Annotated in this window: 14 protein-coding genes, 3 tRNA genes and 10 pseudogenes; 14 read left to right on the forward strand and 13 right to left on the reverse strand. The window is 68.9% G+C overall.

From position 1 onward, the window contains the following. The first annotated feature begins 18 nt into the window (after window positions 1-18). Window positions 19-273, forward strand: a complete 255-nt coding sequence (locus tag AV541_RS00465) for a glutaredoxin family protein (RefSeq protein WP_008632584.1) — start codon at window positions 19-21, stop codon at window positions 271-273. Here the strand turns inward: AV541_RS00465 and AV541_RS00470 are convergent. Beyond that, on the reverse strand, window positions 252-761 hold the full coding sequence (locus AV541_RS00470; RefSeq protein ID WP_008632585.1) for a DinB family protein: 510 nt from the start codon (window positions 759-761) through the stop codon (window positions 252-254). The genes AV541_RS00465 and AV541_RS00470 overlap by 22 nt on opposite strands. A gap of 32 nt (window positions 762-793) precedes the next feature. Between AV541_RS00470 and AV541_RS00475 the strand changes: the two are divergent. The 4 genes and pseudogenes from AV541_RS00475 (at window position 794) to AV541_RS00490 (ending at window position 5,306) form a co-directional block, all read left to right on the forward strand. Continuing rightward, window positions 794-1,575, forward strand: a pseudogene (locus tag AV541_RS00475) (enoyl-ACP reductase FabI). A gap of 35 nt (window positions 1,576-1,610) precedes the next feature. Further along, window positions 1,611-2,831: a flavodoxin-dependent (E)-4-hydroxy-3-methylbut-2-enyl-diphosphate synthase gene (gene ispG, locus AV541_RS00480; protein ID WP_060384003.1), complete on the forward strand. Its 1,221-nt coding sequence runs from the start codon at window positions 1,611-1,613 to the stop codon at window positions 2,829-2,831. Continuing rightward, window positions 2,831-3,986, forward strand: a pseudogene (gene tgt / locus AV541_RS00485) (tRNA guanosine(34) transglycosylase Tgt). Before ispG ends, tgt begins: the two are co-directional and overlap by 1 nt. A gap of 85 nt (window positions 3,987-4,071) precedes the next feature. Continuing rightward, a pseudogene (locus AV541_RS00490) lies at window positions 4,072-5,306 on the forward strand (uracil-xanthine permease family protein). Here the strand turns inward: AV541_RS00490 and AV541_RS00495 are convergent. Then, window positions 5,303-6,400, reverse strand: a complete 1,098-nt coding sequence (locus AV541_RS00495) for an AI-2E family transporter (protein ID WP_060384004.1) — start codon at window positions 6,398-6,400, stop codon at window positions 5,303-5,305. The pseudogene AV541_RS00490 and the gene AV541_RS00495 sit on opposite strands and share 4 nt — an antisense overlap. 150 nt (window positions 6,401-6,550) lie before the next feature. Between AV541_RS00495 and AV541_RS00500 the strand changes: the two genes are divergently transcribed. From AV541_RS00500 to AV541_RS00515, 4 genes and pseudogenes are all read left to right on the forward strand, one after another. Beyond that, window positions 6,551-8,380, forward strand: coding sequence for a heme o synthase (locus AV541_RS00500; protein WP_060384005.1), 1,830 nt, complete (start codon window positions 6,551-6,553; stop codon window positions 8,378-8,380). Window positions 8,381-8,390: 10 nt separating this feature from the next. Continuing rightward, window positions 8,391-9,404 (forward strand): cytochrome c oxidase subunit II, encoded by a 1,014-nt coding sequence (gene coxB, locus AV541_RS00505; RefSeq protein WP_060384006.1) that lies wholly within the window; start codon window positions 8,391-8,393, stop codon window positions 9,402-9,404. Window positions 9,405-9,414: 10 nt separating this feature from the next. Next, a pseudogene (ctaD, locus tag AV541_RS00510) lies at window positions 9,415-11,789 on the forward strand (cytochrome c oxidase subunit I). Between the two features lie 58 nt (window positions 11,790-11,847). Then, window positions 11,848-12,552, forward strand: coding sequence for a hypothetical protein (locus tag AV541_RS00515; RefSeq protein WP_060384007.1), 705 nt, complete (start codon window positions 11,848-11,850; stop codon window positions 12,550-12,552). A gap of 18 nt (window positions 12,553-12,570) precedes the next feature. Here AV541_RS00515 and AV541_RS13275 read toward each other — a convergent pair. The 3 genes and pseudogenes from AV541_RS13275 to AV541_RS00535 form a co-directional block, all read right to left on the reverse strand. Beyond that, window positions 12,571-13,659 (reverse strand): annotated as a pseudogene (locus tag AV541_RS13275) (ISAs1 family transposase). 52 nt (window positions 13,660-13,711) lie between these two features. Next, window positions 13,712-14,836, reverse strand: a complete 1,125-nt coding sequence (locus tag AV541_RS00530) for a transposase (protein ID WP_008630830.1) — start codon at window positions 14,834-14,836, stop codon at window positions 13,712-13,714. 164 nt (window positions 14,837-15,000) lie between these two features. After that, window positions 15,001-16,125, reverse strand: coding sequence for a transposase (locus AV541_RS00535; protein ID WP_008630830.1), 1,125 nt, complete (start codon window positions 16,123-16,125; stop codon window positions 15,001-15,003). A gap of 233 nt (window positions 16,126-16,358) precedes the next feature. Between AV541_RS00535 and AV541_RS00540 the strand changes: the two genes are divergently transcribed. The 3 genes from AV541_RS00540 (at window position 16,359) to AV541_RS00550 (ending at window position 16,593) form a co-directional block, all read left to right on the forward strand. Then, window positions 16,359-16,434 (forward strand) — tRNA-Lys (locus AV541_RS00540). Window positions 16,435-16,440: 6 nt separating this feature from the next. Beyond that, window positions 16,441-16,515: transfer RNA gene (locus tag AV541_RS00545), tRNA-Glu, on the forward strand. A gap of 1 nt (window position 16,516) precedes the next feature. Next, window positions 16,517-16,593, forward strand: a tRNA-Val gene (locus tag AV541_RS00550). 170 nt (window positions 16,594-16,763) lie between these two features. Here AV541_RS00550 and AV541_RS00555 read toward each other — a convergent pair. Further along, window positions 16,764-17,866, reverse strand: a pseudogene (locus AV541_RS00555) (MFS transporter). A gap of 73 nt (window positions 17,867-17,939) precedes the next feature. Here AV541_RS00555 and AV541_RS00560 point away from each other — a divergent pair. Beyond that, the gene (locus tag AV541_RS00560; RefSeq protein ID WP_082709610.1) at window positions 17,940-18,905 is read left to right on the forward strand and encodes a tetratricopeptide repeat protein; all 966 of its coding nucleotides are present in this window, start codon (window positions 17,940-17,942) and stop codon (window positions 18,903-18,905) included. Window positions 18,906-19,053: 148 nt separating this feature from the next. Continuing rightward, window positions 19,054-19,496 (forward strand): annotated as a pseudogene (locus tag AV541_RS12945) (hypothetical protein). On the opposite strand, the gene AV541_RS00570 reads toward AV541_RS12945, so the two are convergent. The 7 genes and pseudogenes from AV541_RS00570 to cdaA all read right to left on the reverse strand — a co-directional run bounded on the left by AV541_RS00570 (window position 19,443) and on the right by cdaA (window position 25,213). Beyond that, on the reverse strand, window positions 19,443-20,147 hold the full coding sequence (locus tag AV541_RS00570; protein ID WP_060384009.1) for a glucodextranase DOMON-like domain-containing protein: 705 nt from the start codon (window positions 20,145-20,147) through the stop codon (window positions 19,443-19,445). The pseudogene AV541_RS12945 and the gene AV541_RS00570 overlap by 54 nt on opposite strands. A gap of 8 nt (window positions 20,148-20,155) precedes the next feature. Then, a complete protein-coding gene (locus tag AV541_RS00575; RefSeq protein WP_038035684.1) occupies window positions 20,156-21,382 on the reverse strand; it encodes a gluconeogenesis factor YvcK family protein in 1,227 nt (408 codons plus the stop codon). Further along, window positions 21,363-22,182 (reverse strand): annotated as a pseudogene (gene rapZ, locus AV541_RS00580) (RNase adapter RapZ). The gene AV541_RS00575 and the pseudogene rapZ overlap by 20 nt, the downstream one beginning before the upstream one ends. 8 nt (window positions 22,183-22,190) lie before the next feature. Beyond that, window positions 22,191-23,108 carry a methionyl-tRNA formyltransferase gene (fmt, locus tag AV541_RS00585; RefSeq protein ID WP_008634076.1) on the reverse strand — a complete coding sequence of 306 codons (918 nt, stop codon included), beginning with the start codon at window positions 23,106-23,108 and terminating at the stop codon, window positions 22,191-22,193. Further along, the gene (gene def / locus AV541_RS00590; RefSeq protein ID WP_014628849.1) at window positions 23,105-23,683 is read right to left on the reverse strand and encodes a peptide deformylase; all 579 of its coding nucleotides are present in this window, start codon (window positions 23,681-23,683) and stop codon (window positions 23,105-23,107) included. Before def ends, fmt begins: the two co-directional genes overlap by 4 nt. Window positions 23,684-23,688: 5 nt before the next feature. Next, window positions 23,689-24,497: pseudogene (locus AV541_RS13280) on the reverse strand (YbbR-like domain-containing protein). After that, a pseudogene (gene cdaA / locus AV541_RS00600) lies at window positions 24,490-25,213 on the reverse strand (diadenylate cyclase CdaA). The pseudogenes AV541_RS13280 and cdaA overlap by 8 nt, the downstream one beginning before the upstream one ends. Between the last annotated feature and the right edge of the window lies 1 nt (window position 25,214).

A 25,214-nucleotide genomic window follows, 5' to 3' on the forward strand; every position in this document is an offset into this window, starting at 1 on the left:
CCTTATACCCTTAGGGGTATGGTGCGGGTCTACGGCATCCCCGGTTGCGGCCCCTGCGAGATCGTGAAGATGTTCCTGGCGCAAAAGGGCGTCCCCTTTGCCTTCATGAACGCCCGGGAAGACGAGGAGGCCCTGAAGAAGATCACCGCCCTGGCGGGAAGCCCCACCGCCGGCGTGGTCCTAGAGTGGGACGGCAAGACTGAGGTGATCCGGGGGGTATCCCCCGCCACCCTCAACGCCTGGTACGCCCGCTACCGGGAGAAGGCCTCCTGAAGGGCCTTAAGGTGGTGGGCCTCGTGATAGGCCGCGGCCCTCACCCAGCCCAGGGCGTTGAGCTCGCCGAAAAAGGGGTGGGGAAAGGTGGCGGGGTGGTGAGGGTCGGCCTGGGCCGCCTCCTCCAGGAGGGCGGCCCGCGCCCGGGCCAGGAGGGCCAGCACCTCCTCCAGGCCCATCCCCCCCTGGGGGCGCACCCCCTCGGGGGCCTGGGGCTTCCCGTCCTTGTACTCCCCGGGCACCGCCTGCACCGGGGGCAGGGCCTCCCCCGCCCTCATGCGGCGGAGCCGCCTCAACACCCGGGCGGTGGAGGCCTCCACCAGGGCGATGTGCTCGGCCACCATCAGGGGGGTCCAGGCCCCTTCCCGCAAGGGGGTGGTGAGCCAGGTGGGGTCCGCCCCCTGGAGTAGGGCCAAGAGGGCCTTACGGCTTTCCCCCAAGCGGGCCAGGGCCTCCTCCCAGGACCCATAGGCTTCCAACTGGACCATGCCCCAGTATACCCACCGGGTATAATCCCCCCATGCTCACCCTGGACCTTTCGGGCAAGAAGGCCCTCGTGATGGGGGTTACCAACCAGCGGAGCCTGGGCTACGCCATCGCCGAGAAGCTCCACCAGGCGGGAGCCGAGCTGGCCTTCAGCTACCAGGGGGAAAGGCTACGGGAGGAGGTGGAGCGGCTGGCCGCCCCCCTTAAGGCCCTCACCTTCCAGGCGGACGTCACCCAGGATGAGGAGCTGGACCGGCTTTTCGCCGGGATCCAGGAGGCCTGGGGGGAGCTGGACTACCTGGTCCACGCCATCGCCTTCGCCCCCCGGGAGGCCATGGAGGGGCGGTACCTGGACACCAGGCGCCAGGACTGGTTATTGGCCCTCGAGGTCTCCGCCTACTCCCTGGTGGCCGTGGCCCAAAGGGCGGAGCCCCTCCTCAGGGGAGGCGGGGGATCGTCACCCTCACCTACTACGCCAGCGAGAAGGTGGTGCCCAAGTACAACGTCATGGCCATCGCCAAGGCGGCCCTCGAGGCCAGCGTCCGCTACCTGGCCTATGAGCTCGGGCCCAAGGGGGTTAGGGTGAACGCCATCTCCGCGGGGCCCGTGCGCACCGTGGCGGCGAGGAGCATCCCCGGCTTCACCAAGATGTACGACCGGGTGGCCCAGACCGCCCCCCTCAGGCGGAACATCACCCAGGAGGAGGTGGGCAACCTCGGCCTCTTCCTCCTCTCCCCCCTGGCGAGCGGCATCACCGGGGAGGTGGTCTACGTGGACGCGGGCTACCACATCATGGGGATGGAGCTGGAAGGGTAGGCCACCCCCCTTTTTCCCACCGGGCCTCGGCTAGCATGGAGGGGATGAGGCGACCTACCCCCACGGTCTATGTGGGCCGCGTCCCCATAGGGGGCGCCCACCCCGTGGCCGTGCAGTCCATGACCAACACCCCCACCCAGGATGTGGAGGCCACCACGGCGCAAATCCTGGCCCTCTACCGGGCGGGAAGCGAGATCGTCCGCCTCACGGTGAACGACGAGGAGGCGGCGAAGGCCGTGCCCGAGATCAAGCGGAGGCTCCTCGCCGAGGGGGCGGAGGTGCCCCTGGTGGGCGACTTCCACTTCAACGGCCACCTCCTCCTGCGCAAGTACCCCAAGATGGCCGAGGCCCTGGACAAGTTCCGCATCAACCCGGGCACCCTGGGGCGGGGGCGGCACAAGGACGAGCACTTCGCCGAGATGATCCGCATCGCCATGGACCTGGGGAAGCCCGTAAGGATCGGGGCCAACTGGGGAAGCTTAGACCCCGCCCTCCTCACCGAGCTCATGGACCGAAACGCCAGGCGCCCTGAGCCCAAAAGCGCCCACGAGGTGGTCCTCGAGGCCCTGGTGGAAAGCGCCGTGCGCGCTTATGAAGCCGCCTTGGAGATGGGCCTCGGGGAGGACAAGCTCGTCCTCTCCGCCAAGGTCTCCAAGGCGCGCGACCTGGTGTGGGTCTACCGGGAGCTCGCCCGCCGCACCCAAGCCCCCCTCCACCTGGGCCTCACCGAGGCGGGGATGGGGGTGAAGGGGATCGTGACCTCGGCCGCCGCCTTAGCCCCCCTCCTCCTGGAGGGCATCGGGGACACCATCCGGGTCTCCCTTACCCCGGCCCCGGGCGAGCCCCGCACCAAGGAGGTGGAGGTGGCCCAGGAGATCCTCCAGGCCCTGGGGCTTCGCGCCTTCGCCCCCGAGGTGACAAGCTGCCCTGGGTGCGGCCGCACCACCAGCACCTTCTTCCAGGAGCTCGCCGAGGAGGTCTCCCGCCGCCTCAAGGAAAGGCTTCCCGAGTGGCGGGCCCGCTACCCCGGGGTGGAGGGGCTCAAGGTAGCGGTAATGGGGTGCGTGGTGAACGGCCCTGGGGAGAGCAAGCACGCCCACATCGGCATCTCCCTCCCGGGGGCGGGGGAGGAGCCCAAGGCCCCGGTCTACGCCGACGGCAAGCTCCTCACCATCCTCAAGGGGGAGGGAATCGCCGAGGCGTTCCTTAGGCTCGTGGAGGACTACGTCAAGGCGCGCTTCGCCCCCAAGGCCTGATGGAACCCTTTTCCTTCCAGGTGGAAGCCCGCGCGGGCAGGGCTCGGGTGGGCCGCCTTTTCACCCCCCACGGGGCGGTGGAGACGCCCCTTTTCATGCCCGTGGGCACGGCGGGCTCGGTGAAGGGCCTCATGCCCAAGGACCTCGAGGCCATCGGAAGCCAGGTCCTCCTCGCCAACACCTACCACCTCCTCCTCCGCCCGGGCCCCGAAAGGGTGAGGTCCCTCGGGGGGCTTCACGGCTTCGCCGGGTGGAAAGGCCCCTGGCTTACGGACTCCGGGGGCTTCCAAGTGATGAGCCTCGGGCACATGCGCCGCATTGACGAGGAGGGGGTGGTCTTCCAAAGCCACCTGGACGGGCGCCTCATCAAGCTCACCCCCGAAAGGAGCATCGCGGTGCAGGAGGCTTTGGGGGCCGACCTCATCATGGCCTTTGACGAGTGCCCCCCCTACCCCTCCCCCGGGAGTACCTCGAGGCCTCCCTGGAGCGCACCCTCCGCTGGCTGGAGCGGAGCCTCAAGGCCAAGACCCGGCCCGACCAGGCCCTCTTCGGCATCGCCCAGGGGGGGACGGACCCAGAGCTCAGGCGCCGCTCCACCCTGGAGACGATCCGGTTTGACTTCCCGGGCTACGCCATCGGGGGCCTGGCTGTGGGGGAGCCCAAGGAGGCCATGTTGGCCATGGTGGAGCTCTCCACCCGCCTCCTCCCCGAGGACCGCCCCCGCTACCTCATGGGGGTCGGCCACCCCGAGGACCTGGTGGCGGCCATGGGGCTTGGGGTGGACCTCTTTGACTGCGTCTACCCCACCCGCACGGGCCGCTTCGGGAGCGCCTTGGTGCCAGAGGGGCGGCTCAACCTGAAAAACGCCCGCTTCCTCGAGGACAGGCGCCCCCTGGAGGAGGGGTGCGACTGCTACACCTGCCAGACCTTTGGCCGCGCCTACCTCGCCCACCTGGTGCGCGCCGGGGAGATGCTCGGGGGATCCTCCTCTCCCTCCACAACCTGCGCCACCTCCACCGCCTCACCGAGGCCGCCCGGCAGGCCATCCGCGAGGGGCGTTACGGGGACTTCGCCCGGGAGTTCGCCGGGAGGCGCTTCGGCCGGGAGGTGCCCCCCTGGTTCCGCGAGGCCCTGGCCGCCGGGGGCCACTGGTAACACCACCCCATGCCGGCCTGCGCCGGCATGGGGGCCCCGGCAAAAGGCGCCTGGTGGACCGAAGAGGGGATAAAATCTCCCCGGTATGACGCCAAGGCATCTTATCCTGGGCCTCCAGCACACGGTGGCCATGTTCGGGGCCACGGTGCTCGTCCCCCTCCTCACCGGCCTCAACCCAGCGGTGGCCCTCTTCACCGCCGGGGTGGGCACGCTTCTCTTCCACCTGGTCACGGGGCGGATGGTCCCCGTCTTCCTGGGCTCCAGCTTCGCCTTCATCGCCCCCATCCTGGCGGCCAAGGAGGCGGGCTTTTCTTTGAGCGCCATCGGGGGCGGGATCGTGGCCGCGGGGCTCGTCTACGTCCTCTTCGCCCTCCTCGTCCTCCTCATCGGCTCCGAAAGGGTGCGCCAGGTCTTCCCCCCGTGGTCACCGGGCCGGTGATCGTGGTCATCGGCCTCACCCTGGCCCCGGTAGCGGTGGAGATGGCGAGCAAGGACTGGCTCCTGGCGGTGGTCACCTTCGCGGGGGCGGTGGTGAGCGCGGTCTTCTTCCGGGGGCTTTTCCAGATGGTCCCAGTGCTGGTGGGGGTGGGCGTGGGGTACCTGGTGGCCTTGGCCCTGGGGCGGGTGGACCTGAGGCCCCTGGGGGAGGCGGCCTGGTTCGGCCTGCCCCCCTTCACCCCGGCCGCCTTTGAGTGGGGAGCGGTGCTCCTCATCGCCCCCGTGGCCTTCGTCACGGTGATGGAGCACATCGGGGACATCCTCACCAACGGCCGGGTGGTGGGGAAGGACTTCTTCGTCAAGCCCGGCCTCCACCGCACCCTCCTCGGGGACGGGCTCGCCACGAGCCTCGCCGGGCTTTTAGGCGGCCCCGCCAACACCACCTACTCCGAAAACACCGGGGTCCTGGCAGTGACCCGGGTGTACGACCCCTTGGTCCTCCGCATCGCCGCGGGCTTCGCCATCCTTCTCGCCTTCATCCCCAAGCTCTCCGCCCTCCTCCAGACCCTGCCCCAGGGGGTTCTGGGGGGCATCTCCATGCTCCTCTTCGGGATGATCGCCTCCATCGGCATCCGCACCCTGGCGGAGGCGGAGATTGACTTCACCCAAAGCCGCAACCTCATCGTGGTCTCCGCCATCCTTGTCCTGGGCCTAGGCGGGGCCGTGGCCAACCTGGGAACGGTCCAGGTGGCCGGGGCGGCGGTCCCCCTCAAGGTGAGCGGTATGGCCCTGGCCGCCCTGGTGGGGGTGGTCCTCAACCTCCTTCTGCCCCCGCGGCTGGAACCCCCGGCCCTCCTGGAAGAGGAAGAGCGGCTCCCCTAGCCCTCGCGGTAGAAGCGGCTTCCCTTGTAGTAGTCCTCCAGAAGGACCTTGAGGAAGGCGGCCGCGGGAACGGCGAGGAGGGCCCCCCAGAGGCCGAAGAGGGTGCCCCCCGTAAGGATGGCGGCGATGGCCGTGACGGGATGGAGCCGGGTGGCCCGTCCCACGATGAGGGGCCCGAGGACGTGGGCCTCCAGCTGGTTCGCCGCCACCATGACCAAAAGGGCGAGGGCCGCCTTCCCTAGCCCCCCGGTGGCGGCGAGGAGCAGGGCCGGCACCCCCGAGACCACCACCCCCACGAAGGGGATGAGGTTGAAGACCCCGGCCAAAAATCCTAGGCTCGCCGCCAAGGGCACCCCCACGAGCCAGAAGCCGAGCCCCACGAGAAACCCCACGCAAAGGGCCACCAGAAGCTGTCCCCGCACGTAGCCGCCCACGCTGGCGTTGAGCTTGGCGGCGAGGTCCTGGACCAGGGGCTGGTAGGGTTCGGGAAAGACGGCGAGGGCCGCCCGGCCTAGGCGGGGAAGGTCGTAAAGGAAGTAGACGGAGAGGATCAAGGCGGTGAAGAGCTGGAAGACCCCGCCGAGGAGGGAGGTGAAAAACCCGAGGAGGCTTCCCCCCTGGGCCAGAAGCCCCTGGAGCCAGCGGACGAGGGCTTCCAAAAAGCCCTGGAGAAGGCCCTGGAGGTTCCGGGTGAGCTCCTCCAGGACGGGCCTCAGGCTTTCGGGGATGGGCATGGCCTGGGCCCGGTCGGGTAGGGCCACGAGCCAGGCCAGGAGGAGGTCCAGGAGGCGGGGGAGTTCGCGGGCGAGATGGGAAAGCTCCACCACCGTTTGGGCAGCGAGGAAGGAGGCCAGGGCGAGGAAAAGCCCGAGGAGCAGGTAGACGAGGACCACCCCGACCGCCCGCGGCAGGCGGCGCCTTTCCAGGGCCTGGACCAGGGGATGGACGAGGTAGGCGAAGGCGAAGGCGGTGAGGAGGACGGAAAGGGCGGGCCAGGCCCGCGCCACCAAAAGGAAAAGGCCGTAGAAAAAGAGGAGGTAGGCGGCCACCCGCACGTACGGGTTTTCCCAGACCTTGAGGAAGGCCTCGCGCATGGCCCATTCTTACACCAGCCCCGGGGGGCTTGTGCTATAGGGATGGTGGGTATTACCCTGGGTGGGGTACAGCGGGGGTAAGGGACAAATGTACCCACCCACGCGGAGAGTCCCTGTGGCAGAATGGGAGCCGCTGACGGGAGCGTAGGGATGAAGACCCCTGCTTGGTCCAGACTCGCCGGCTACACCTGGGGCGTCCTCTTCTGGAACATCCTCGTGGCCCTTTTCGGGGCCTACGTGCGGGCCACGGGCTCGGGGGCAGGGTGCGGGGCCCACTGGCCCACCTGCAACGGGGAGATCATCCCCCGCGCGCCCCAGGTGGAGACCCTCATTGAGTTCACCCACCGGGCCACCTCGGGCCTGGCTTTCCTCTCCGTTCTTTTCCTCTTTCTCTGGGTTTGGCGCGCCTTTCCCAAGGGGCACCCGGCCCGGCTTGGGGCGGGGCTATCCCTCTTCTTCATGATCACGGAGAGCCTGGTGGGGGCCTCCTTGGTCCTCTTCGGCTGGGTGGCCGATAACGTGAGCCCGGAAAGGGCCGTGGTCCAGATGGTCCACCTGGCCAACACCTACTTCCTCCTCGCCGCCTTGGCCCTCACCGCCTGGTGGGCCTCCGGGGGAGGCCCTTTGCGCCTTCGGGGACAGGGGGCTGTGGGGCCCGCCCTGCTTCTTGGCCTTTTGGCCCTCCTCTTCCTGAGCATGAGCGGGGCGGTGACCGCCTTGGGGGACCTGCTTTTCCCCGTGCGGAATAGCCTCGAGGCCCTGGAGCGCTCCCTGACCCCGGGGGAGCACTTCCTGGTGCGCCTTAGGGTCCTTCACCCCCTCATCGCCGTGAGCGTGGGGCTTTACGTGGTCTTCGCCGGGTTTTTGGTGGCCCACCTCCGTCCCTCGGCCCACACCCGGAGCCTGGCCCAAGCCCTGGCCTACCTCTACGGGGCGCAGCTCCTGGCGGGCCTGGTGAACGTCTGGCTCAAGGCTCCGGTCTGGATGCAGCTCCTCCACCTCTTCCTGGCCTACGCCGTCTGGCTGGCCTTCCTTCTCCTGGGGGCGGCGGCCTTGGCCTGGGGGGCCAGGCGGGTGGAGCTGGGGGAAGGGGAGGCCAGCCAGGTCCACCGGGGCACGGGCGGGGCCACCTGGAAGGACTATTTGGCCCTCACCAAGCCCAGGGTCATCAGCCTCCTCCTCCTCACCACCCTTCTCGCCATGCTCATCGCCGCCAAGGGGTGGCCGGGGACCGGGCTTTTCCTGGCGGTGGCCTTGGGAGGCTACATGATGGCCGGGGCAGCCAACGCCATCAACATGGTGGTGGACCGGGACATTGACGCCCGCATGCGCCGCACCGCCAAGCGGCCCACGGTCACCCAAAGGATATCCAGCCGCGACGCCCTCCTCTTCGCCTTCGCCCTCGCCGTATTGGGGTTCGCCGTCCTCTGGTGGGGGGCGAACCTCCTCGCCGCCACCCTCGCCCTCATGGGCCTCATCTGGTACGTTTTGGTCTACACCCTCTACCTCAAGCGGCGCACCTGGCAGAACATCGTGATCGGGGGGGCGGCCGGGGCCTTCCCGCCCCTCGTGGGCTGGGCCGCGGTCACCGGGGAGCTCAGCCTCTTCGCCTGGTACCTCTTCGCCCTCATCTTCTTCTGGACGCCGGTGCACTTCTGGGCGTTGGCCCTTATGATCCAGGACGACTACCGGGCGGTGGGGGTGCCCATGCTCCCCGTGGTCCTGGGGGAGCGGGCCACGGTGATCCAGATCGCCCTCTACGCCCTCCTCACCGCCCTCATCTCGGTGATGCCCCTGGCCATGGGGGAACTCGGCTTTTTCTACCTGACCTCAAGCCTTCTCCTAAATGGGTTGCTGATCCTCAAGAGCCTGGCCCTCTACCGCCGGCCCGAGCGGAGGACGGCGGTTTCGCTGTATAAATACTCCATGCTCTACCTGGCCCTGCTCTTCGTGGCCATGGCGGTGGACCGGGTGCTTTAGGGAGGGAGGAATGCGGAGAGCCTTAGCGGTGTTTGGTTTGGTCGGCATGGCCCTGGCCCAGGAAGCCCACCGGGTGGCCATCACCCACCCAGGAGGCTCCTACAACCAGGAGGTGGCCTTCCTCTGGCCCTGGGTCTACTTCTTCTCCGTGGTCATCTTCGCCGTGGTGGCGGGGGCCTTGGCCTACGTCACCTGGAAGTTTAGGGCGAGGCCCGGCGATACGGGGGAACCCCCTCAGATCCACGGGAACGACCGCCTCGAGGTGGTCTGGACCCTCATCCCCTTGGCCATCGTCTTCGTCCTCTTCGGCCTCACGGCCAAGGCCCTCATCCAGGTGAACCGCCCCATCCCCGGGGCCCTGAAGGTGGAGGTCACGGGCTACCAGTTCTGGTGGGACTTCCACTACCCTGAGCTTGGCCTAAGGAACTCCAACGAGCTCGTCCTTCCCGCCGGGGTCCCCGTGGAGCTGGAGATCACCTCCAAGGACGTGATCCACTCCTTCTGGGTGCCGGGGCTCGCCGGCAAGCGGGACGCCATACCGGGACAAACGACCCGGATCTCCTTTGAAGCCAAGGAGCCTGGCCTCTACTACGGCTTCTGCGCCGAGCTCTGCGGGGCAAGCCACGCCCGGATGCTCTTCCGCGTGGTGGTCCTTCCCAAAGAGGAGTTTGACCGCTTCGTGGAGCAGGCCAAGGCCTCCCCGGCCCCCGTGGCCGACGAAAGAGGCCAGCAGGTCTTCCAGCAGAACTGCGCTGCCTGCCACGGCGTGGCCCGGAGCATGCCCCCTGGGGTCATCGGGCCCGATCTTGGGCTTTTGGGCAACCGCACGAGCCTGGGGGCGGGCATCGTGGAGAACACCCCGGAAAACCTCAAGGCCTGGATCCGGGACCCCGCGGGGATGAAGCCCGGGGTGCAGATGCCTGGCTTCCCTCAGCTTTCCGAGGAGGACCTGGAGGCCTTGGTCCGCTACCTGGAGGGCCTAAAGGTGGAAGGGTTTGACTTCAAGGCCTTGCCCAAGTTCTAGGAGGTTAGGGATGGCCATCACTGCAAAACCCAAAGCCGGACTGTGGGCGGTCCTCTGGGACCTGCTCACCACCGTGGACCACAAGAAGATCGGCCTCATGTACACGGCCACCGCCTTCTTCGCCTTCGCCCTGGCGGGGGTTTTCTCCCTCCTCATCCGGGCGCAGCTGGCGGTGCCCAACAACACCCTCCTCACCGGCGAGCAGTACAACCAGATCCTCACCCTGCACGGGGCCACCATGCTCTTCTTCTTCATCATCCAGGCCGGGCTCACCGGCTTCGGCAACTTCGTGGTGCCCCTGATGCTGGGGGCGCGGGACGTGGCCCTACCCCGGGTGAACGCCTTTAGCTACTGGGCCTTCCTGGGGGCCATGATCCTCGCCCTCATGAGCTACTTCTTCCCGGGCGGGGCCCCTAGCGTAGGCTGGACCTTCTACTACCCCTTCTCCGTGCAGTCGGGGAGCGGGGTGGACTTCTACCTGGCGGCCATCCTCCTCCTGGGCTTCTCCAGCCTGCTCGGCAACGCCAACTTCATCGCCACCATCTACAACCTCAGGGCCCAGGGGATGAGCATGTGGAAGATGCCCATGTACGTGTGGAGCGTCTTCGCTGCCAGCGTGCTCAACCTTTTCAGCCTGGCGGGGCTTACTGCGGCCACCCTGCTGGTCCTCCTGGACCGCAAGATCGGCCTCACCTGGTTCAACCCCGACATCGGGGGCGACCCCGTCCTCTTCCAGCAGTTCTTCTGGTTCTACTCCCACCCCACGGTCTACGTGATGCTCCTGCCCTACCTGGGCATCCTCGCCGAGGTGGCCTCCACCTTCGCCCGCAAGCCCCTTTTCGGCTACAAGCAGATGGTCTGGGCCCAGATGGGGATCGTGGTCCTGGGCACCATGGTCTGGGCCCACCACATGTTCACCGTGGGCGAGTCCACCCTCTTCCAGATCGCCTTCGCCTTCTTCACCGCCCTCATCGCCGTGCCCACGGGGGTGAAGCTCTTTAACCTCATCGGCACCCTTTGGGGCGGCAAGCTCCAGATGCACACCCCCCTCTATTGGGTCCTGGGCTTCATCTTCAACTTCCTCCTTGGGGGATTACCGGGGTCATGCTCTCCATGACCCCATTGGACTACCAGTTCCACGACTCCTACTTCGTGGTGGCCCACTTCCACAACGTCCTCATGGCGGGGAGCGCCTTCGGGGCCTTTGCCGGGCTTTACTACTGGTGGCCTAAGATGACGGGCCGCATGTACGACGAGCGGCTCGGCAAGCTCCACTTCTGGCTCTTCCTCGTGGGCTACCTGGTCACCTTCCTTCCCCAGTACGCCCTGGGCTACCTGGGCATGCCCCGGCGCTACTACACCTACAACGCCGACATCGCCGGCTGGCCCGAGCTCAACTTCATTTCCACCGTCGGGGCCTTCATCCTGGGCCTGGGCGGGATCGTTTGGGTTTACAACATGCTGAAAAGCCTCCGCTCCGGTCCCAAGGCCCCCGAGAACCCCTGGGGTGGCTACACCCTCGAGTGGCTCACCGCTTCCCCGCCCAAGGCCCACAACTTTGACGTGAAGCTCCCCACGGAGTTCCCCTCCGAGCGTCCCCTTTACGACTGGGCCAAGAAGGGGGTCAAGCTCGAGCCCGAGGACCCGAGCCACATCCACCTGCCCAACAGCTCCTTCTGGCCCTTCTACGCCGCCGCCACCCTCTTCGCCTTCTTCGTGGCGGTGGCGGCCCTGCCCGTGCCCAACGTCTGGATGTGGGTCTTCCTGGCCCTTTTCGCCTACGGCCTTATCCGCTGGGCCCTCGAGGACGAGTACAGCCACCCGGTGGAGCACCACACCCTCACGGGCAAGTCCAACGCCTGGATGGGGATGGCCTGGTTCATGGTTTCGGAGGTGGGCCTCTTCGCCATCCTCATCGCCGGCTACCTCTACCTCAGGCTTTCCGGGGCGGCGGTGCCCCCTGAGGAAAGGCCTGCCCTTTGGCTTGCCCTCCTCAACACCTTCTTCCTGGTGAGCTCCTCCTTCACCGTGCACTTCGCCCACCACGACCTCAGGCGGGGCCGGTTCAACCCCTTCCGCTTCGGGCTTCTCTTCACCATCCTGCTGGGGGTTCTCTTCTTCCTCTTCCAGGCCTGGGAGTTCTACCAGTTCCACAGCCACTCCAGCTGGCAGGAGAACCTCTGGACGGCGGCCTTCTTCACCATCGTGGGCCTCCACGGCCTGCACGTGGTGATCGGGGGCTTTGGCCTGATCCTCGCTTACCTCCAGGCCCTTAGGGGCAAGATCACCCTCCATAACCACGGCACCCTCGAGGCCGCCAGCATGTACTGGCACCTGGTGGACGCCGTCTGGCTGGTCATCGTGGTCCTCTTCTACATCTGGTGAGGCATCGGGTGCTGGGCCCCCGCCCTGGGGCGGGGGCCTTTGCTATGGATAGAAGGGGATGCGGCTTTTGGTGGTGGACTTTGACTACTTCTTCCCCGTGCCCCAAGACGCCAAGGACCCCCTGGCCCCCCTCTTCGCCTGGGCCCACTTTGAAACCCCCTATTACTTGGAGGAGGCCTGGGAGGAGCGGGCCTTGGCCTTCCTCCTCCGGGGGCTTCCCCTGCCCGGGGCCCGGGGGTGGGAGGGCTTCTGGGGGCGCTTCGCCTTCGCCCCTGGGGCGGTGCTCTACTACGCCGAAAGCAACGCCCTGGCCTTCCACCCCGAGGTACGGGAAGGTGTGAGGGAGGTGGTCCTCTTTGACGCCCACCACGATGCGGGCTACCGCCCCTTGGGGGAGGAGCCCGCCTGCGACGACTGGATGGTCTTCTACCACCGCCTGGGGGCGAGGCTTCGGGTCTATTACCCTCCCTGGCGGGACCCCTCCTTGGAGCCCGAGCCCCAGGTCCCGGTGGCGCGGGCGCTGGACCCCGGGGGGCGGGTGGAAGGGGTCTTTCACCGGGTTTTCCTCTGCCGGAGTGGGGCTTGGGTCCCTCCCTGGGCCGACGGGGACTTCTTCGCCTTCTTAGGGAAAGCGCCCTTGCCTAAGGTGGCCCTCGAGGCGGTCCACCCCCGGCCCTTCTCCCAGGAGACCCTCCGGCGGCGGGCGGTGGAGGAGGGGTTCGGCCTGCGCTTCATGGAGCGCCTGAAAGGCCGGGCCGGCTAAACGGTGCAGACTTGACCGCTATACCGCATAGAGCCCCAGGAAGCGCAGGGCGGAGAGGGGGTTGAAGGAGAAGGCCTCCAAGGCCGCCTTCTTCTCCCTGACCCCTTGGCGGTGAAGCATGGAGACCAGAAAGGCCCGGAGGGCCGCCAAGACCTGTGCCCCCACCCCCGCACCTGGCAGGCATCCTCGTGGAGGAGAACGTCCCGTACCCAAAAGGACCGGTTCTCTACCTCCCACCGGTAAAGGAGAAGCTCCCCAAGCCGCCTCGCCTCCGCCACCTCCGGCCCCAAGCTGGTGAGGGCGTAGCTCACCGTCCGCCGCACCTCCCCCGTCCCCTTGTGCCTCACCTCCCGCTCCATCCGCACCACCTGCCGGCACCCGGGAAAGGCCCGCACCTCTTCCGGCAGGTAGGGGGAAGCCCAAACCCGGTAGGTCCACACCTCCCCATCCCGCACCAGATTCCACACCGCCTCGGTCTCGCCAGGAAGCCGCCTCTCCTCCATGCCCTTGAACACCTCCAAGGCCCACTCCAAAAGTTCCCCCTGGTTAGCCTTCAGGACAAAGAGGTACGCCCCCCTTTTTGCACCACCTTCCCCGCTAACTCCGGGTACAGGTACCCCGCGTCCCCCACCACCACCTTCCCCTTGAGCCCCTCCGCCCCCAGGCGGTCCAGGAGCTCCAAAAGGGCTTGGTCCTCCCTCCCCTCCGCCCGGGCCTGGGCCAGGGTGGTATGGAGGTGCAGGGCCAGGACCTCCACCAGCTTGACCTGGGCGCTTTTCCCCTTGCCGCTTCCCCGCAGGTGCTTCCCGTCTACCACCAGGACTTCCCCAAGGTCGGCTTCGGGAAGACCTGGAGGAGGGCCGCTTGGAGCTTTTCAGGATCCAGGCGGTGAAGGAGAAGGGTGATGGCGGTGTGGCCTGGGGCCTTGCGCAGGCCCAGGTGGGGCAAGAGGTGGGGGTTGGTGCGGGCGAAGCGTTCCACGCCCCTCAGGGAGTCCACGCGGGAAAGAAAAGCCACCAGGATGAGGGCCAGGAGGCTCCACAGGGGGTACTGCCGGTTGCGGGCCCGGGGGTCGGGGATCTGGGACAGGGCTTCGCGCAGGGTCATGCCCCCTCTTTACTCCAGGAGCCGCATATAGGTCAAGTCTGTAAACAGGGCTTTACCCAAAACTCCTTCCTCGCCCTCCCTTAGCCTGCTTCAAGAGTTCTTGGGTGACTTCATAGTTGAGCAGGCGAACCAGGCCCCTCAGGAGCAGGTACGGACCATCCCTCTCGCTGGGCAGCCCCAGCTTGCCCCCGAGCTGCAAAAGAAACCCCTTGAACGGATCCCCCAACCGCTCAACTTCCCAAAGGAACACCGCCAGCCCCAGCAAAACCGCCACCACCTTCCGGATCCGGGCAAGCCCCCGCACCTGGAAGGTCTCAAGCCCCAGCCCCGTCTTCAAAAGCCGGAAGAACCGCTCCACCTCCCACCGCCTGCGGTACGCCTCCACCACCCGCGCCGCCTCCTCCCTCCCCCTCACCGGCAAGCTGGTCAGTAGCCACCACTCCCCACGCCGCCCCAGGGCTGGCACCCGGCAGACCACCAGGTGGAGCCGCCTCCCCTCCACCTCCACCTCCCTCCATCCGAAGTGGAGCCGCACCCGCTGGTACCTGCCCCCTACCCTCAGCTCCACCTCCTCCCCACAGGGAAGGGCCAGGGAAGAAGCCACCTTCGCCAGAGAACCCCCCTCCCCAAGCTTCCGGTCCCGGTAGACCCGCACCACGAACTCCTCCCCCAGGGCCAGCACCTGCCCAAACACCTTCCGGTCGTCAAACCCCCGGTCCGCCACATACACCAGCCTCCTGCCCACGCCCCCCAATCGCTCCCGGGCCGCCTCAATGGCTCCCTCCACCTCCTTGGGCAGGCTGGCAAACCCCCTCTCCCCGTAGGCCACCAGGTGGGCGTACCCCAGGGCCAGCCGCCCCGCGGGGTCCAACCCCAGGGCGGTGAGGAGCTCGTACCCGGGCCGCCTATCCTTCCCCACCCGGGCTATCCCCTCCAGGGCCCGGGCATAGGGCTTGACCACCGGGCTCAGGTCCAGGAGGACCAGAACCTCCTCACCCTCCAGGGCAGTCGCGCTCTCCTGATAGACCCGGTCAAGGAGGGCTTCTGCCTCCACCCGTGGGTTGGACAGGAAGCGGTAAAGGGCTTTGGCCTGGTGGAAGCGGTTCTGGAGGGGAGAAGGGAGCGAGGCCACCATCTCGCTCACCCGGGCTGAGCCTGCGGCCAAGGCGCCCCGCACCACCTCTTCAAACCGTCGGTGGAGGCGCTTATCGGGGGAAAACGCTCACAAAACGGCCCGTGAACTCCTGGAGCCTGGCCTCGGCCACCTTGAGCATGTCCATGGATCACCCCCGGTACCAGATACGGGCTGCGCCCGCAAGGGGAGATTTACCACGCAGGGCTTTACCCAAAACTCCTTCCTCGCCCTCCCTTAGCCTGCTTCAAGAGTTCTTGGGTGACTTCATAGTTGAGCAGGCGAACCAGGCCCCTCAGGAGCAGGTACGGACCATCCCTCTCGCTGGGCAGCCCCAGCTTGCCCCCGAGCTGCAAAAGAAACCCCTTGAACGGATCCCCCAACCGCTCAACTTCCCAAAGGAACACCGCCAGCCCCAGCAAAACCGCCACCACCTTCCGGATCCGGGCAAGCCCCCGCACCTGGAAGGTCTCAAGCCCCAGCCCCGTCTTCAAAAGCCGGAAGAACCGCTCCACCTCCCACCGCCTGCGGTACGCCTCCACCACCCGCGCCGCCTCCTCCCTCCCCCTCACCGGCAAGCTGGTCAGTAGCCACCACTCCCCACGCCGCCCCAGGGCTGGCACCCGGCAGACCACCAGGTGGAGCCGCCTCCCCTCCACCTCCACCTCCCTCCATCCGAAGTGGAGCCGCACCCGCTGGTACCTGCCCCCTACCCTCAGCTCCACCTCCTCCCCACAGGGAAGGGCCAGGGAAGAAGCCACCTTCGCCAGAGAACCCCCCTCCCCAAGCTTCCGGTCCCGGTAGACCCGCACCACGAACTCCTCCCCCAGGGCCAGCACCTGCCCAAACACCTTCCGGTCGTCAAACCCCCGGTCCGCCACATACACCAGCCTCCTGCCCACGCCCCCCAATCGCTCCCGGGCCGCCTCAATGGCTCCCTCCACCTCCTTGGGCAGGCTGGCAAACCCCCTCTCCCCGTAGGCCACCAGGTGGGCGTACCCCAGGGCCAGCCGCCCCGCGGGGTCCAACCCCAGGGCGGTGAGGAGCTCGTACCCGGGCCGCCTATCCTTCCCCACCCGGGCTATCCCCTCCAGGGCCCGGGCATAGGGCTTGACCACCGGGCTCAGGTCCAGGAGGACCAGAACCTCCTCACCCTCCAGGGCAGTCGCGCTCTCCTGATAGACCCGGTCAAGGAGGGCTTCTGCCTCCACCCGTGGGTTGGACAGGAAGCGGTAAAGGGCTTTGGCCTGGTGGAAGCGGTTCTGGAGGGGAGAAGGGAGCGAGGCCACCATCTCGCTCACCCGGGCTGAGCCTGCGGCCAAGGCGCCCCGCACCACCTCTTCAAACCGTCGGTGGAGGCGCTTATCGGGGGAAAACGCTCGCAAAACGGCCCGTGAACTCCTGGAGCCTGGCCTCGGCCACCTTGAGCATGTCCATGGATCACCCCCGGTACCAGATACGGGCTGCGCCCGCAAGGGGAGATTTACCACGAAACGGAGATGTGGGTAAAGTCCTGTGTAAACGGTGGACAACCCTTTCCCCTTGGCCTATAATCACAAAGGCTATTGGGCCGTTAGCTCAGCTGGCAGAGCAACCGACTTTTAATCGGTAGGTCGCAGGTTCGAATCCTGCACGGCCCACCAAGCCAAGGCCCCATCGTCTAGCGGTTAGGACGCGGCCCTCTCAAGGCCGAAACGGGGGTTCGATTCCCCCTGGGGTCACCACGGGCGGCTAGCTCAGCTGGCCAGAGCACTCGCCTTACAAGCGAGGGGTCAGAGGTTCAAGTCCTCTGCCGCCCACCAGGCGGGGCGGGCCCAAAGGGCCCGCCCTTTCCTTCTTTTCCCGCCCCGGGACCCCCTCCCACCCTTTCCCCGGCTTGCCCCCACGGAGTGGCCTCATACCCTGCTGGGTTAGCCCGGGAAAGCCCCTTGACCAGGGCCCCCATGCTGGCACAAGCCAGCATGGGGTGGTATCACACCTCCGGAAGCCGCCGGACCGCCCAGAGGCCCAGGACGGCTAGGCCTGCGGAGAGGAGGAAGAGCGCCTGGTAGCCCCAAGCCCCCACCACCCACCCTCCGAGGACCGGGGAGAAGGCGAAGAGGCCCAGGAAGCTGTTGGCGAGGCCCACGGTGGCGGTCCGCTCCTCGGGCGGGGCCAGGTTGAGGAGGTAGGTGTTGCCGGCGATGCCCAAGGCGGCGAGGTAGGCCCCCTGCACGAAGAAGACCAGGGCGAAGGCCCCGGGGGAAGGGCGAGGGCGAGGAGGGGCGTGGCGAGCACCAGCACCCCCCCTCCGAGAAAGACGGCCTTCGCCCCCCTCCGGGCCAGGGCGGACCAGAGGGCGTTGGAGAGGATGAAGGCCAGGGCGTTCAGGGCGAGGTAGAGGCCGAGCTCCGCCTCCTTCCCCAAGACCCGGACCGCGTAGGCGGCGTAGAAGGGCTCCACCATGCCCGCAAGCCCCAGGAAGAGCCGGGCCGTGAGGTAGGCGCGAAACCCGGGGCGCCTTAGGGGAAGGCGGAGGTCGGTGCGCCCCACCGCCACCTCCTCCTCGGGCTCCTCCACCCGCCCGAAGACGTACCACGCCGCCCCGTAGGCCAGGGTCCCCAGGGCGAAGAGGAGGGCGTAGCCCAGGGGAAAGGGGAGGTCCAGACCCAGAAGGGCGCGCACGCCGAAGCCGGCCAGAAAGGCCAAAACCCCGCCTCCCATGTAGATCGCGGCGAAGAGCCCGGGCCGCTCCTCGCGGGGCACGGCCTTGGCCAGCACCTCCCAGTAGGGCAGGCTGGCCAAGGCGGTGAAGAGGGCGAAAAGAAAAAGCCCCGCCAGGAAAACGCCGAGAAGCAGGCCCGGCCACGCCCCAAGGAAGAAGGCCCCAAAGACGAGAAGGAGAAGCCCCGCGAAGCGGAAGGCCGAGGCCTTGCGGTAGAGGGGAAGCTTCTTTCTGTGGCGCGCCACCCACCCCACCAAAAGGGCCTGGGGAAGCAGGCCTCCCGCCAGGGGAAGGGCGGGGACGAGGCCGATGAGGATCGGGGAGGCCCCCAAGCGGGCGGCGAAGCTCGCCAGGATGATGTTGGGGTTCATCAGCGTGTCCCCGAGCCAGATCAGCCAGCCGTTGAGGAGGATCCGGCCCCGGTTCCCGCGAAGCCCGCCTAAAATGCTAAGGATGATCCTCCTGCCCTCCCTCGGTCCCCTCCACATACTCCACCCACGCTACAACGCCGCCACGGTCCTGGCCATCCTCGAGGCGGCCAACCCCCCCGTGGTCTACCTGGCCTCCCACTCCGAGGCCTCCCTCGCCGAGGGCACCTGGCGGGAGGAGGACCCCCTCCTCTTCCACCTCCTCCCCTGGGCGGAGGCGCGGGGCGTGCCCGTGGTGCCCGTGGACCGGGAGGCCCACCTAAAGGGGGAGGCGGAGGCCTTCCGGGAGGCCTTGGCCCAGTACCCGGCGGCCCGGCCCCACCTGGAGCGCCTGGCCGCCTTTGACCGGGACCTCTCCGCCCTCCTGCAAAAGCCCCTCACCCCGGAGCGCCTCTACGCTCCCGAGTTCCTGGGGGAGCTTGGCGCCCTCTACGAGGGCTTCGTCCGCACCTTCGGGGAAGGTCCGGCCACGGGCTTCCGGGCCAGGCGGGTGGCGGGGGTGGTGGAGGCGCTGAAGGGCCGGGAGGGGGCCGTGGTGGCGGACCTTTTGGACTTCCTCCTTCTCCTCGAGGCCTTCCCCCAGGAAGGCCCCCCGCCCCACCGACCCACGGAGGCGGAGCGCGTCCGAGCCCTTTTGGACCGGGCCTGGCTCCTTAAGGAGGAGGACGACTGGGGCGCGCTTGTGGAGCAGCTCTTCGCCATCGGCTCCCCGGAGGCCCTGTACCTTGCGGCCCAGGTCTACCTGGCCTCGGGGCAGTGGGAGGACGCCCTGGCCCTCATGGAGGAGGTCTTCCGCATGGACTTCCAGCACCCAGGCTACCTCCCGGGGTACGTCCTGGCCCGGATGGGGCAGCTTCTGGACCTCGCCGGGGAGCGGGAGCGGGCCTTGCGGGCCTACCGGGGGGTCCTGGCCCTCTCCTGGGCCCCGGAGGAGGCGAGGGCCGTGGCCTTAGCGGGGCTGAAGACGCCCTTCCGCCTTTAATACCACCCCATCCTGGCTTGCGCCAGGAAGGGGGCTCCGGAAATCCCTTAGGCGCGAGCCTCCTGACCTAAAGTATGCGAAGGCTACCCGAGAAAGAGGAAACCCCAACCAGGGCATTTGTCCCGGAAGCAAGGGCTATCCTTAGGGCATGGAGGTCCAGCTCCGCAGGACCCGCCGCGCCATGTACCTCCGCCTCGCCGCCTGGCACGCGGGGCCCCTGGGCCTCGCCTGGGCGGGGCGGCCGGAGCTCGCCCCCCGCTACCCGGAGGCCTACGCCCGCTGTGGCGGGGCCCCGGGGCTGGCCTGCGCCGGCGTGGGGGGGAGCCCCGCGTCTGCCTGGTCCGCCGCCTGGAAAGGCTCGCCCGGAGCGCCGAGCGGGGCGGAAGGCGGCGCCGCGCCCAGGAGAAGGCCCTGGTGGAGGAGCTTCTCCTCTGCGTGGGCCACCTCCAAAAGGAGCTTCCCCCCGAGTTCCTTCCCCTCCTCGAGGCCACGGAAAAGGCCCTGCGCCAAGACCTGGACTACCTCCGAAGCGTCGCCTCAGCGCCCCTTTCGCCCGAGCAGAAAGGCCAGGACCAGGGACAAGGCCCCTAGGCCGAAGGCGGCGAGGCTTGGGGCCTCCAGGGCGAACCGCTTGGGGCGCAGGGGCCTGAGCACCCCCTCCTGGTAGGCTGCCCTTTGGTCCTCGGGGCGGAGGGCGAGGACGTCCACCACCGGGGGCATGCCCAAGGGGGCCCCCAGGACCCAGGCCCCCCCTTCCGGGGAAACGGGGCGCAGGTACCAGGAGGCGAAGGGGTCAAAGAGCCCCACCGCCCCGTAATAGCCGTACTCGCCTGGAGGCAGGCCCGTGGACCAGACCACCCACTCCCCCTCCCGCCAGGCCCGCACCGCCTCCCTCTTCCCCTCGGGGCTTTTCCGCTCCACCCCGAAGCCCGTGACCACGAAGGCCGCCTCCCACCCCTGGCCCGGAGGGGTGCGGAGGCCGGGAAGAAGGGCCTCCTCCCCGCCCGGGGCGAGGTCCAGGTAGACCAGGGCCGTGGCCAGGCTGAAGCCCAAGGGCCCGCCCAAGGGGTTGGGGTAGCGGGCGAGCCGCAGCTTGAGGACGAGCTCCCCCTGCCGAACCTCCCCGGCCAAGGCGGTGAGGTCGGCGTACCCTTCCCCGGCCTCCCGGTAAAGGGCGGCCTGGGGATAGAGGTAGGCGAGGCCTTGGGCATCCCCAAGAGGGTCTTGAAAAAAGAAGAGCACGAGCCCCTTTATACCAGCTTCAGCACCGCCCGCGCCAGCTTCTTGGGGTCGTGCTGGGCAAGCTCCCCTGCCTCGCGGAAGTCCCCCTCCAGCACCCGCACCCCGTCCACCCTGAAGGGACGGGGGTCGTAGGGCACGGGGTGGCGCCCCTCGGCGGCGTAGCGCCGGAGCACCGGCTCGGGAATAGGGGCGGTGTGGACCACCACCACGTCCGGCCTCCGCCCCAGATGGTGGGCCACGGCCTTGTAGTGGTCGTAGGCGGTGTACCCGTCCGTCTCCCCGGGCTCGGTCATGAGGTTGACCACGTAGACCACAAGGGCCCCCGACCGCCGCACCGCCTCGCGGATGGGCCCGGGGAGGAAGCTGGGGATGACGCTGGTGTAGAGGCTTCCCGGGCCGAGGAGGACGAGGTCCGCCCGGCGGAGGGCCTCGAGGACCTCCCCCATGACCACGCTGGGCTCAGGCTCCAGCCCCACCTCCCGCACCCGGCCCCCGGCCTCCCTCAAGGCCACCTCCCCCACCACCCTCCGCCCGTCCTGGAGGCGGGCGGCGAGGCGCACCGCCTGGGGCGTGGCGGGCAGGACCTGGCCCCGAAGGTTCAGGATGGCGTTGGCCTGGCGCACCGCCTCGGCGAAGTCCCCGCTCGCCTCGTACAGGGTGACGAGGAAGAGGTTGCCGAAGGTGTGGCCGGAAAACTCCCCCCGGCGGAAGCGGTAGGCGAGGAGGCGGGGAAGGGCGGGGTGGTCGGAGAGGGCGGCCAGGCAGTCCACCAGGTCCCCCACCGCCGGGAGGCCGTAGGCGAGCCTGAGCCGCCCCGTGGAGCCCCCGTCGTCCGTGACCGCCACCACGGCGGTGAGGTTGGCCGTCCCCTCCTTGAGGCCGGAAAGGGCCCGGGAAAGCCCCGTCCCCCCCCCGAAGGCCACGACCCTAGGCCCCCGCTCCAGCCGCCTTCGGACGTAGACCCGCTCCGGCACCTCCTCGGGCCGGGTGAAGGCGGAAAGCATGCTCCGGTTCATGGCCCGCACCCCGAGGACCAGAAGCCCCCCACCCAGGGCGGCGACCCCCCAGGCGGCGAGGGGCGGCAGGGCGGGCAAGGGGAGGGCCTGGCCCAGCCCCCAGGCCGCCATCCCCACCCCGAGGCCCGCCAGGGCGGCGTAGCGCTTGACCCGCATCCCGGGGTGGAGCCAGCGCCACGCCGGGTGGGCCCACACGCCCCTACCCTTCCCGCTCCACATCCCGGTGCACCACCTCCACGGCGAACCTGCCGGAAAGCTCCTCCGCCAGGCGCTCCGCCACGGCCACGCTCCGGTGCCTTCCCCCGGTGCAGCCCACGGCCACGGTGTAGAAGGCCCGCCCCTCCGCCCGCGCCCCTTCAGCCGCGAGCCCGGCCACGGCGAGGAGGGCCCGGTAGTAGGGCTCCGCGGCCTCGGAGAAGACGTAGCGCCGGACCTCGGGGTCCAGGCCCGTCCGGGGCCTGAGGGCCGGGTCGTAGTGGGGGTTGGGCAGGGGGCGGACGTCCAGGACCAGGTCCGCCTCCTGGGGGGGCCCCACTTGAAGCCGAAGGAAACCAGGCGGAGGAGGAACCCCCCTCCTCGCCCAAAAAGCGGGCCAGGACCTCCTTGAGCCCTCGAGGCGAGAGCTCCGAGGTGTCCACCACAAGGTGGGCCTGGCCTCTCAGGCCCGCCAGGGCCCGCCTCTCCTCGGCGATCTCCCGCATCAGGTTCCCCGCCCCCAAGGGGTGGACCCGGCGGGTGAGGTTGTAGCGGCGGAGGAGGACCTCGGGCCGGGCCTCGAGGTAGACCACGGTGGGCCGCAACGCCGCCAGGACCTCCTCCAGGTCCTGGAAGAAGGCCAGGGCCCGGGCGTCCACCACCACCCCCACCCGGGCGAGGCCCCGGGCCGCCGCCTCCTGGAGGAGGGGGGGCCAGAGCCTGGGGGGGAGGTTATCCACCATGAAGTAGCCGAGGTCCTCCAGAAAACCCCGGGCCGTGGTCTTGCCCGCCCCGGAGAGGCCCGTGAGGACGAGGAAGCGCATCCTCCTGACTATACCTGGCCAAGCCGGGTCCCCGGGGCCACGCCATGGCCCCGGGCCCAGTCGGCGGCGGGCATGGCCCGCTTCCCCTCGGGCTGGACCTCCTCCAGGAGAAGGAGGCCCGAGGCCGTGCCCACCGCCACGCCCTCCGGCCCCACCCGGGCCACCACCCCAGGCTCCCCTTCCCCGGGTTCGGGGCGGAGCCTCAGGGCCTTGACCCGCCGGCCCCGGTGGAAGAAGTAGCTCCCGGGCCAGGGCTGGACGGCCCGGTGGCGGCGGTAGAGGGCCTCGGCGCTCTCCCCGAAGTCCAGCCGTCCCTCCTCCTTGGTGAGGGGCGGGGCGTAGGAGGCCTCCCCTTCCTGGGGCCTAGGGGTGAGCTCCGGGAGGCGCTCCAGCACCTCAAGAAGGAGCTCTACCCCTTTGTCCCTGAGCCGATTCCCCAAGGCCACGGCGTCCTCGTCCGGCAGGATGGGCGTCCGCCAGACGGCGTAGAGGGGACCGGTGTCCAACCCCTCGTCCAGGCGCATGATGGAGACCCCGGTCTCCCGCTCCCCGGCGAGGAGGGCCCGCTGGACGGGGGCCGCTCCCCGGTACTTGGGAAGGAGGGAAGGGTGGAGGTTGAGGAAACCGTGGAGGGGGATGTCCAAGGCCTCCTTGGGGATGAGCTTCCCGTAGGCCGCCACCACCGCCACCTCGGGCGCAGCCCGGCGCAGGGCCTCGAGAAAGGCCTCCTCCCTAAGCCGCGCCGGGCGCAAAAGGGGAAGCCCTTCCGCCTCGGCGTAGCGGGCCACGGGGCTCGGAGCGGGCTTCAGGCCCCGGCCTTGGGGCTTGTCGGGCTGGGAAACCACCAGGACCACCTGGTGGCGCTTGCGCAGGGCGTCCAGAACGGGGACAGCCCAAAGAGGGGTGCCGAAAAAGGCCACCCTCATCCCTGGGAAAGCTCCTTCAACAAGGCCCGGGCCTCCTTCTGGAAGCGGACGAGCTCCGCCCGGTTGGCCTCCAGGAAGGCTTCCCGCTTGGGCTTGGGCAGGCGTTCAAAGAAGAGGATCCCGTCCAAATGGTCGATCTCGTGCTGAAAGACCCGGGCCATGTACCCCTCGAGCTCCAGCACGCGCTTATGGCCCTCCTCGTCCTGGTACTCCACCCGGATGCGCTCCGCCCGGGGCACCTCCTCGGAGTAGAGGCCGGGCAGGGAGAGGCACCCCTCCGTCCCCTCCAGGAGCCCCTCCCGGTAGGTGATCACCGGGTTCGCCACCACGTAAACCCGGCGCACGAGCTCCCTTAGGGGTTTTTCCTCCTCCCCTTCGGGCTCGTCGGCGTACTCCACCGCCACGAAGAGGCGCTGGGAAAGGCCGATCTGGGGGGCGGCAAGCCCTACCCCCCTGGCCTCAAACATCGTCTCCAGCATGTCCTCCGCCAGGCGCTTAATCCCCGAAAAGTCCTCCACAGGCCGGGCCTTGCGGCGGAGGATGGGGTCTCCGTAAAGCCGGATGGGGTAGACCATCCTTGCTATTCTAGCGCAACCCGCACCCGAACCGGTCCCAGGGTCTGGACCCCCGGGGGGAGGTCCGGGACCACCGCCACCTCCGCCTCCCCCGGGCCCAGGGCCTCCTCGAGGACGGCGGTCACGCCCGTAAGGCCCTCCAGGGCCTCCCGCGGGCCCACGAGGCGCACCGTCTTGGGGGCGTAGTCCAGGAGGCGGCGCCCCGGGGGAGGCTTAAGGGAGAGGGGCACCTCCTTGAGGAAGAGGGCTTCCCGGCGCTCCACCACCCGAACCCGGTTAGGCCGGAGCTCCACGCCCTCCAAGGGGCCCTCCGGGCCGAAGGGGAAAAGGGCCACCTCGTCCCCCAGGTCCAGGCCCACGGCGCTCACAGCGGCCTCCACCTGGCTTTTCGGCCCCACCGCCTCCACGAAGGCGGGATCGGTAAGGACCCAGGCCCCTGGGCCAGGACCTCCACGGGGATCTGGCGCTGGGCCTCCACCTCCACCACCACCCCCACCCGGGCGGGCACCACCTCGAGGACCTCCACCCCCTGGGGGGCCGCCACCCGCACCTCCCGCACCACCTCCCCCTCGGCCCCGGAGAGGTCCAGGTAGGCGGAGACGGGAAGGGCCCGCCCCTCCAACAAGGGCGCAGGCCCCCTAAGCCTTAGGAGGACCTCCCGGGGAAGGCCCAGGGCGCGCCGCCCCTCCCCAAGCCCCACCACCTGGAGGGGAACCTTGAGGCTCCGCTCCACCACGGGGGCCTGCTCCTGGAGGCTGTACCAGAGGGCGAAGGCCACGAGAAGGGCCAGCAGGAAGGCGGGCCAGTCACGCATCCCGCACCACCTCCTTGAGGCGCGCCCGCAGGGCCTCGAGGGAGAGGGGCGGGGAGAGCCTCCCCCCTCGGCCACCCGGATGGCCCCCGTTTCCTCGCTCACCACGATGACCAGGGCGTCGGACACCTCGGAGAGGCCCAAGGCGGCCCGGTGCCGGGTGCCGAGGCCCATGCCCACCTCGGAGAGGGGGAAGACGCACCCCGCGGCGAACAGCCTTCCCTCCCGCACGATGGCCCCCCGTCGTGCAGGGGGGTGCCGGGGTAGAAGAGGGTCTCCAGAAGCCGGGCGGAAAGCCGGGCGTCCAGCACCTCGCCGCTCGCCGCGTACTCGCCCAAGGGGGTGCGCCGCTCCAGGGCGAGGAGGGCCCCGTGGCGCCGCTCGGAAAGGCGGCGAAGCCCGAGGAAGAGCTCTTCCAACTCCAAGGCCACCGGGGGGGGCCTAAGCGCCCCCTGGCCACGGCCGAGCCGCTCCAGAAGCCCGCGAAGCTCAGGCTGGAAGACCACGATGAGGGCGAACGCGCCCAAGGTGGCGGCGTTCCCCAGGATCCAGCTTAAGGTGGAAAGACCGAGGAGGCTCGCCAGGAACCAGGTGGCGAGGTAGATCAAAACGCCGCGGACAAGGTTCAGGGCCCGGGTGCCGGCGAGGATGCGGTAGAGGGAGTAGAGGAGGACGCCCACCAGGAAGATGTCCAAGAGGTCGCGCCAGGTGAGGGGCATG

The sequence above is a fragment of the Thermus parvatiensis genome (assembly GCF_001535545.1).
In the GTDB taxonomy this organism is placed as follows: domain Bacteria; phylum Deinococcota; class Deinococci; order Deinococcales; family Thermaceae; genus Thermus; species Thermus parvatiensis.

Bases quoted from the DNA above. Each gene is read 5' to 3' on its own strand.
- AV541_RS00500 (WP_060384005.1), top strand. From the start codon at position 6,551: ATGAAGACCCCTGCTTGGTCCAGACTCGCCGGCTACACCTGGGGCGTC.
- AV541_RS00515 (WP_060384007.1), top strand. From the start codon at position 11,848: ATGCGGCTTTTGGTGGTGGACTTTGACTACTTCTTCCCCGTGCCCCAA.
- AV541_RS00560 (WP_082709610.1), top strand. From the start codon at position 17,940: ATGCTAAGGATGATCCTCCTGCCCTCCCTCGGTCCCCTCCACATACTC.
- AV541_RS00470 (WP_008632585.1), bottom strand. From the start codon at position 761: ATGGTCCAGTTGGAAGCCTATGGGTCCTGGGAGGAGGCCCTGGCCCGC.
- coxB (WP_060384006.1), top strand. From the start codon at position 8,391: ATGCGGAGAGCCTTAGCGGTGTTTGGTTTGGTCGGCATGGCCCTGGCC.
- AV541_RS00465 (WP_008632584.1), top strand. From the start codon at position 19: ATGGTGCGGGTCTACGGCATCCCCGGTTGCGGCCCCTGCGAGATCGTG.
- fmt (WP_008634076.1), bottom strand. From the start codon at position 23,108: ATGAGGGTGGCCTTTTTCGGCACCCCTCTTTGGGCTGTCCCCGTTCTG.
- AV541_RS00495 (WP_060384004.1), bottom strand. From the start codon at position 6,400: ATGCGCGAGGCCTTCCTCAAGGTCTGGGAAAACCCGTACGTGCGGGTG.
- def (WP_014628849.1), bottom strand. From the start codon at position 23,683: ATGGTCTACCCCATCCGGCTTTACGGAGACCCCATCCTCCGCCGCAAG.
- AV541_RS00575 (WP_038035684.1), bottom strand. From the start codon at position 21,382: ATGTGGAGCGGGAAGGGTAGGGGCGTGTGGGCCCACCCGGCGTGGCGC.
- ispG (WP_060384003.1), top strand. From the start codon at position 1,611: ATGGAGGGGATGAGGCGACCTACCCCCACGGTCTATGTGGGCCGCGTC.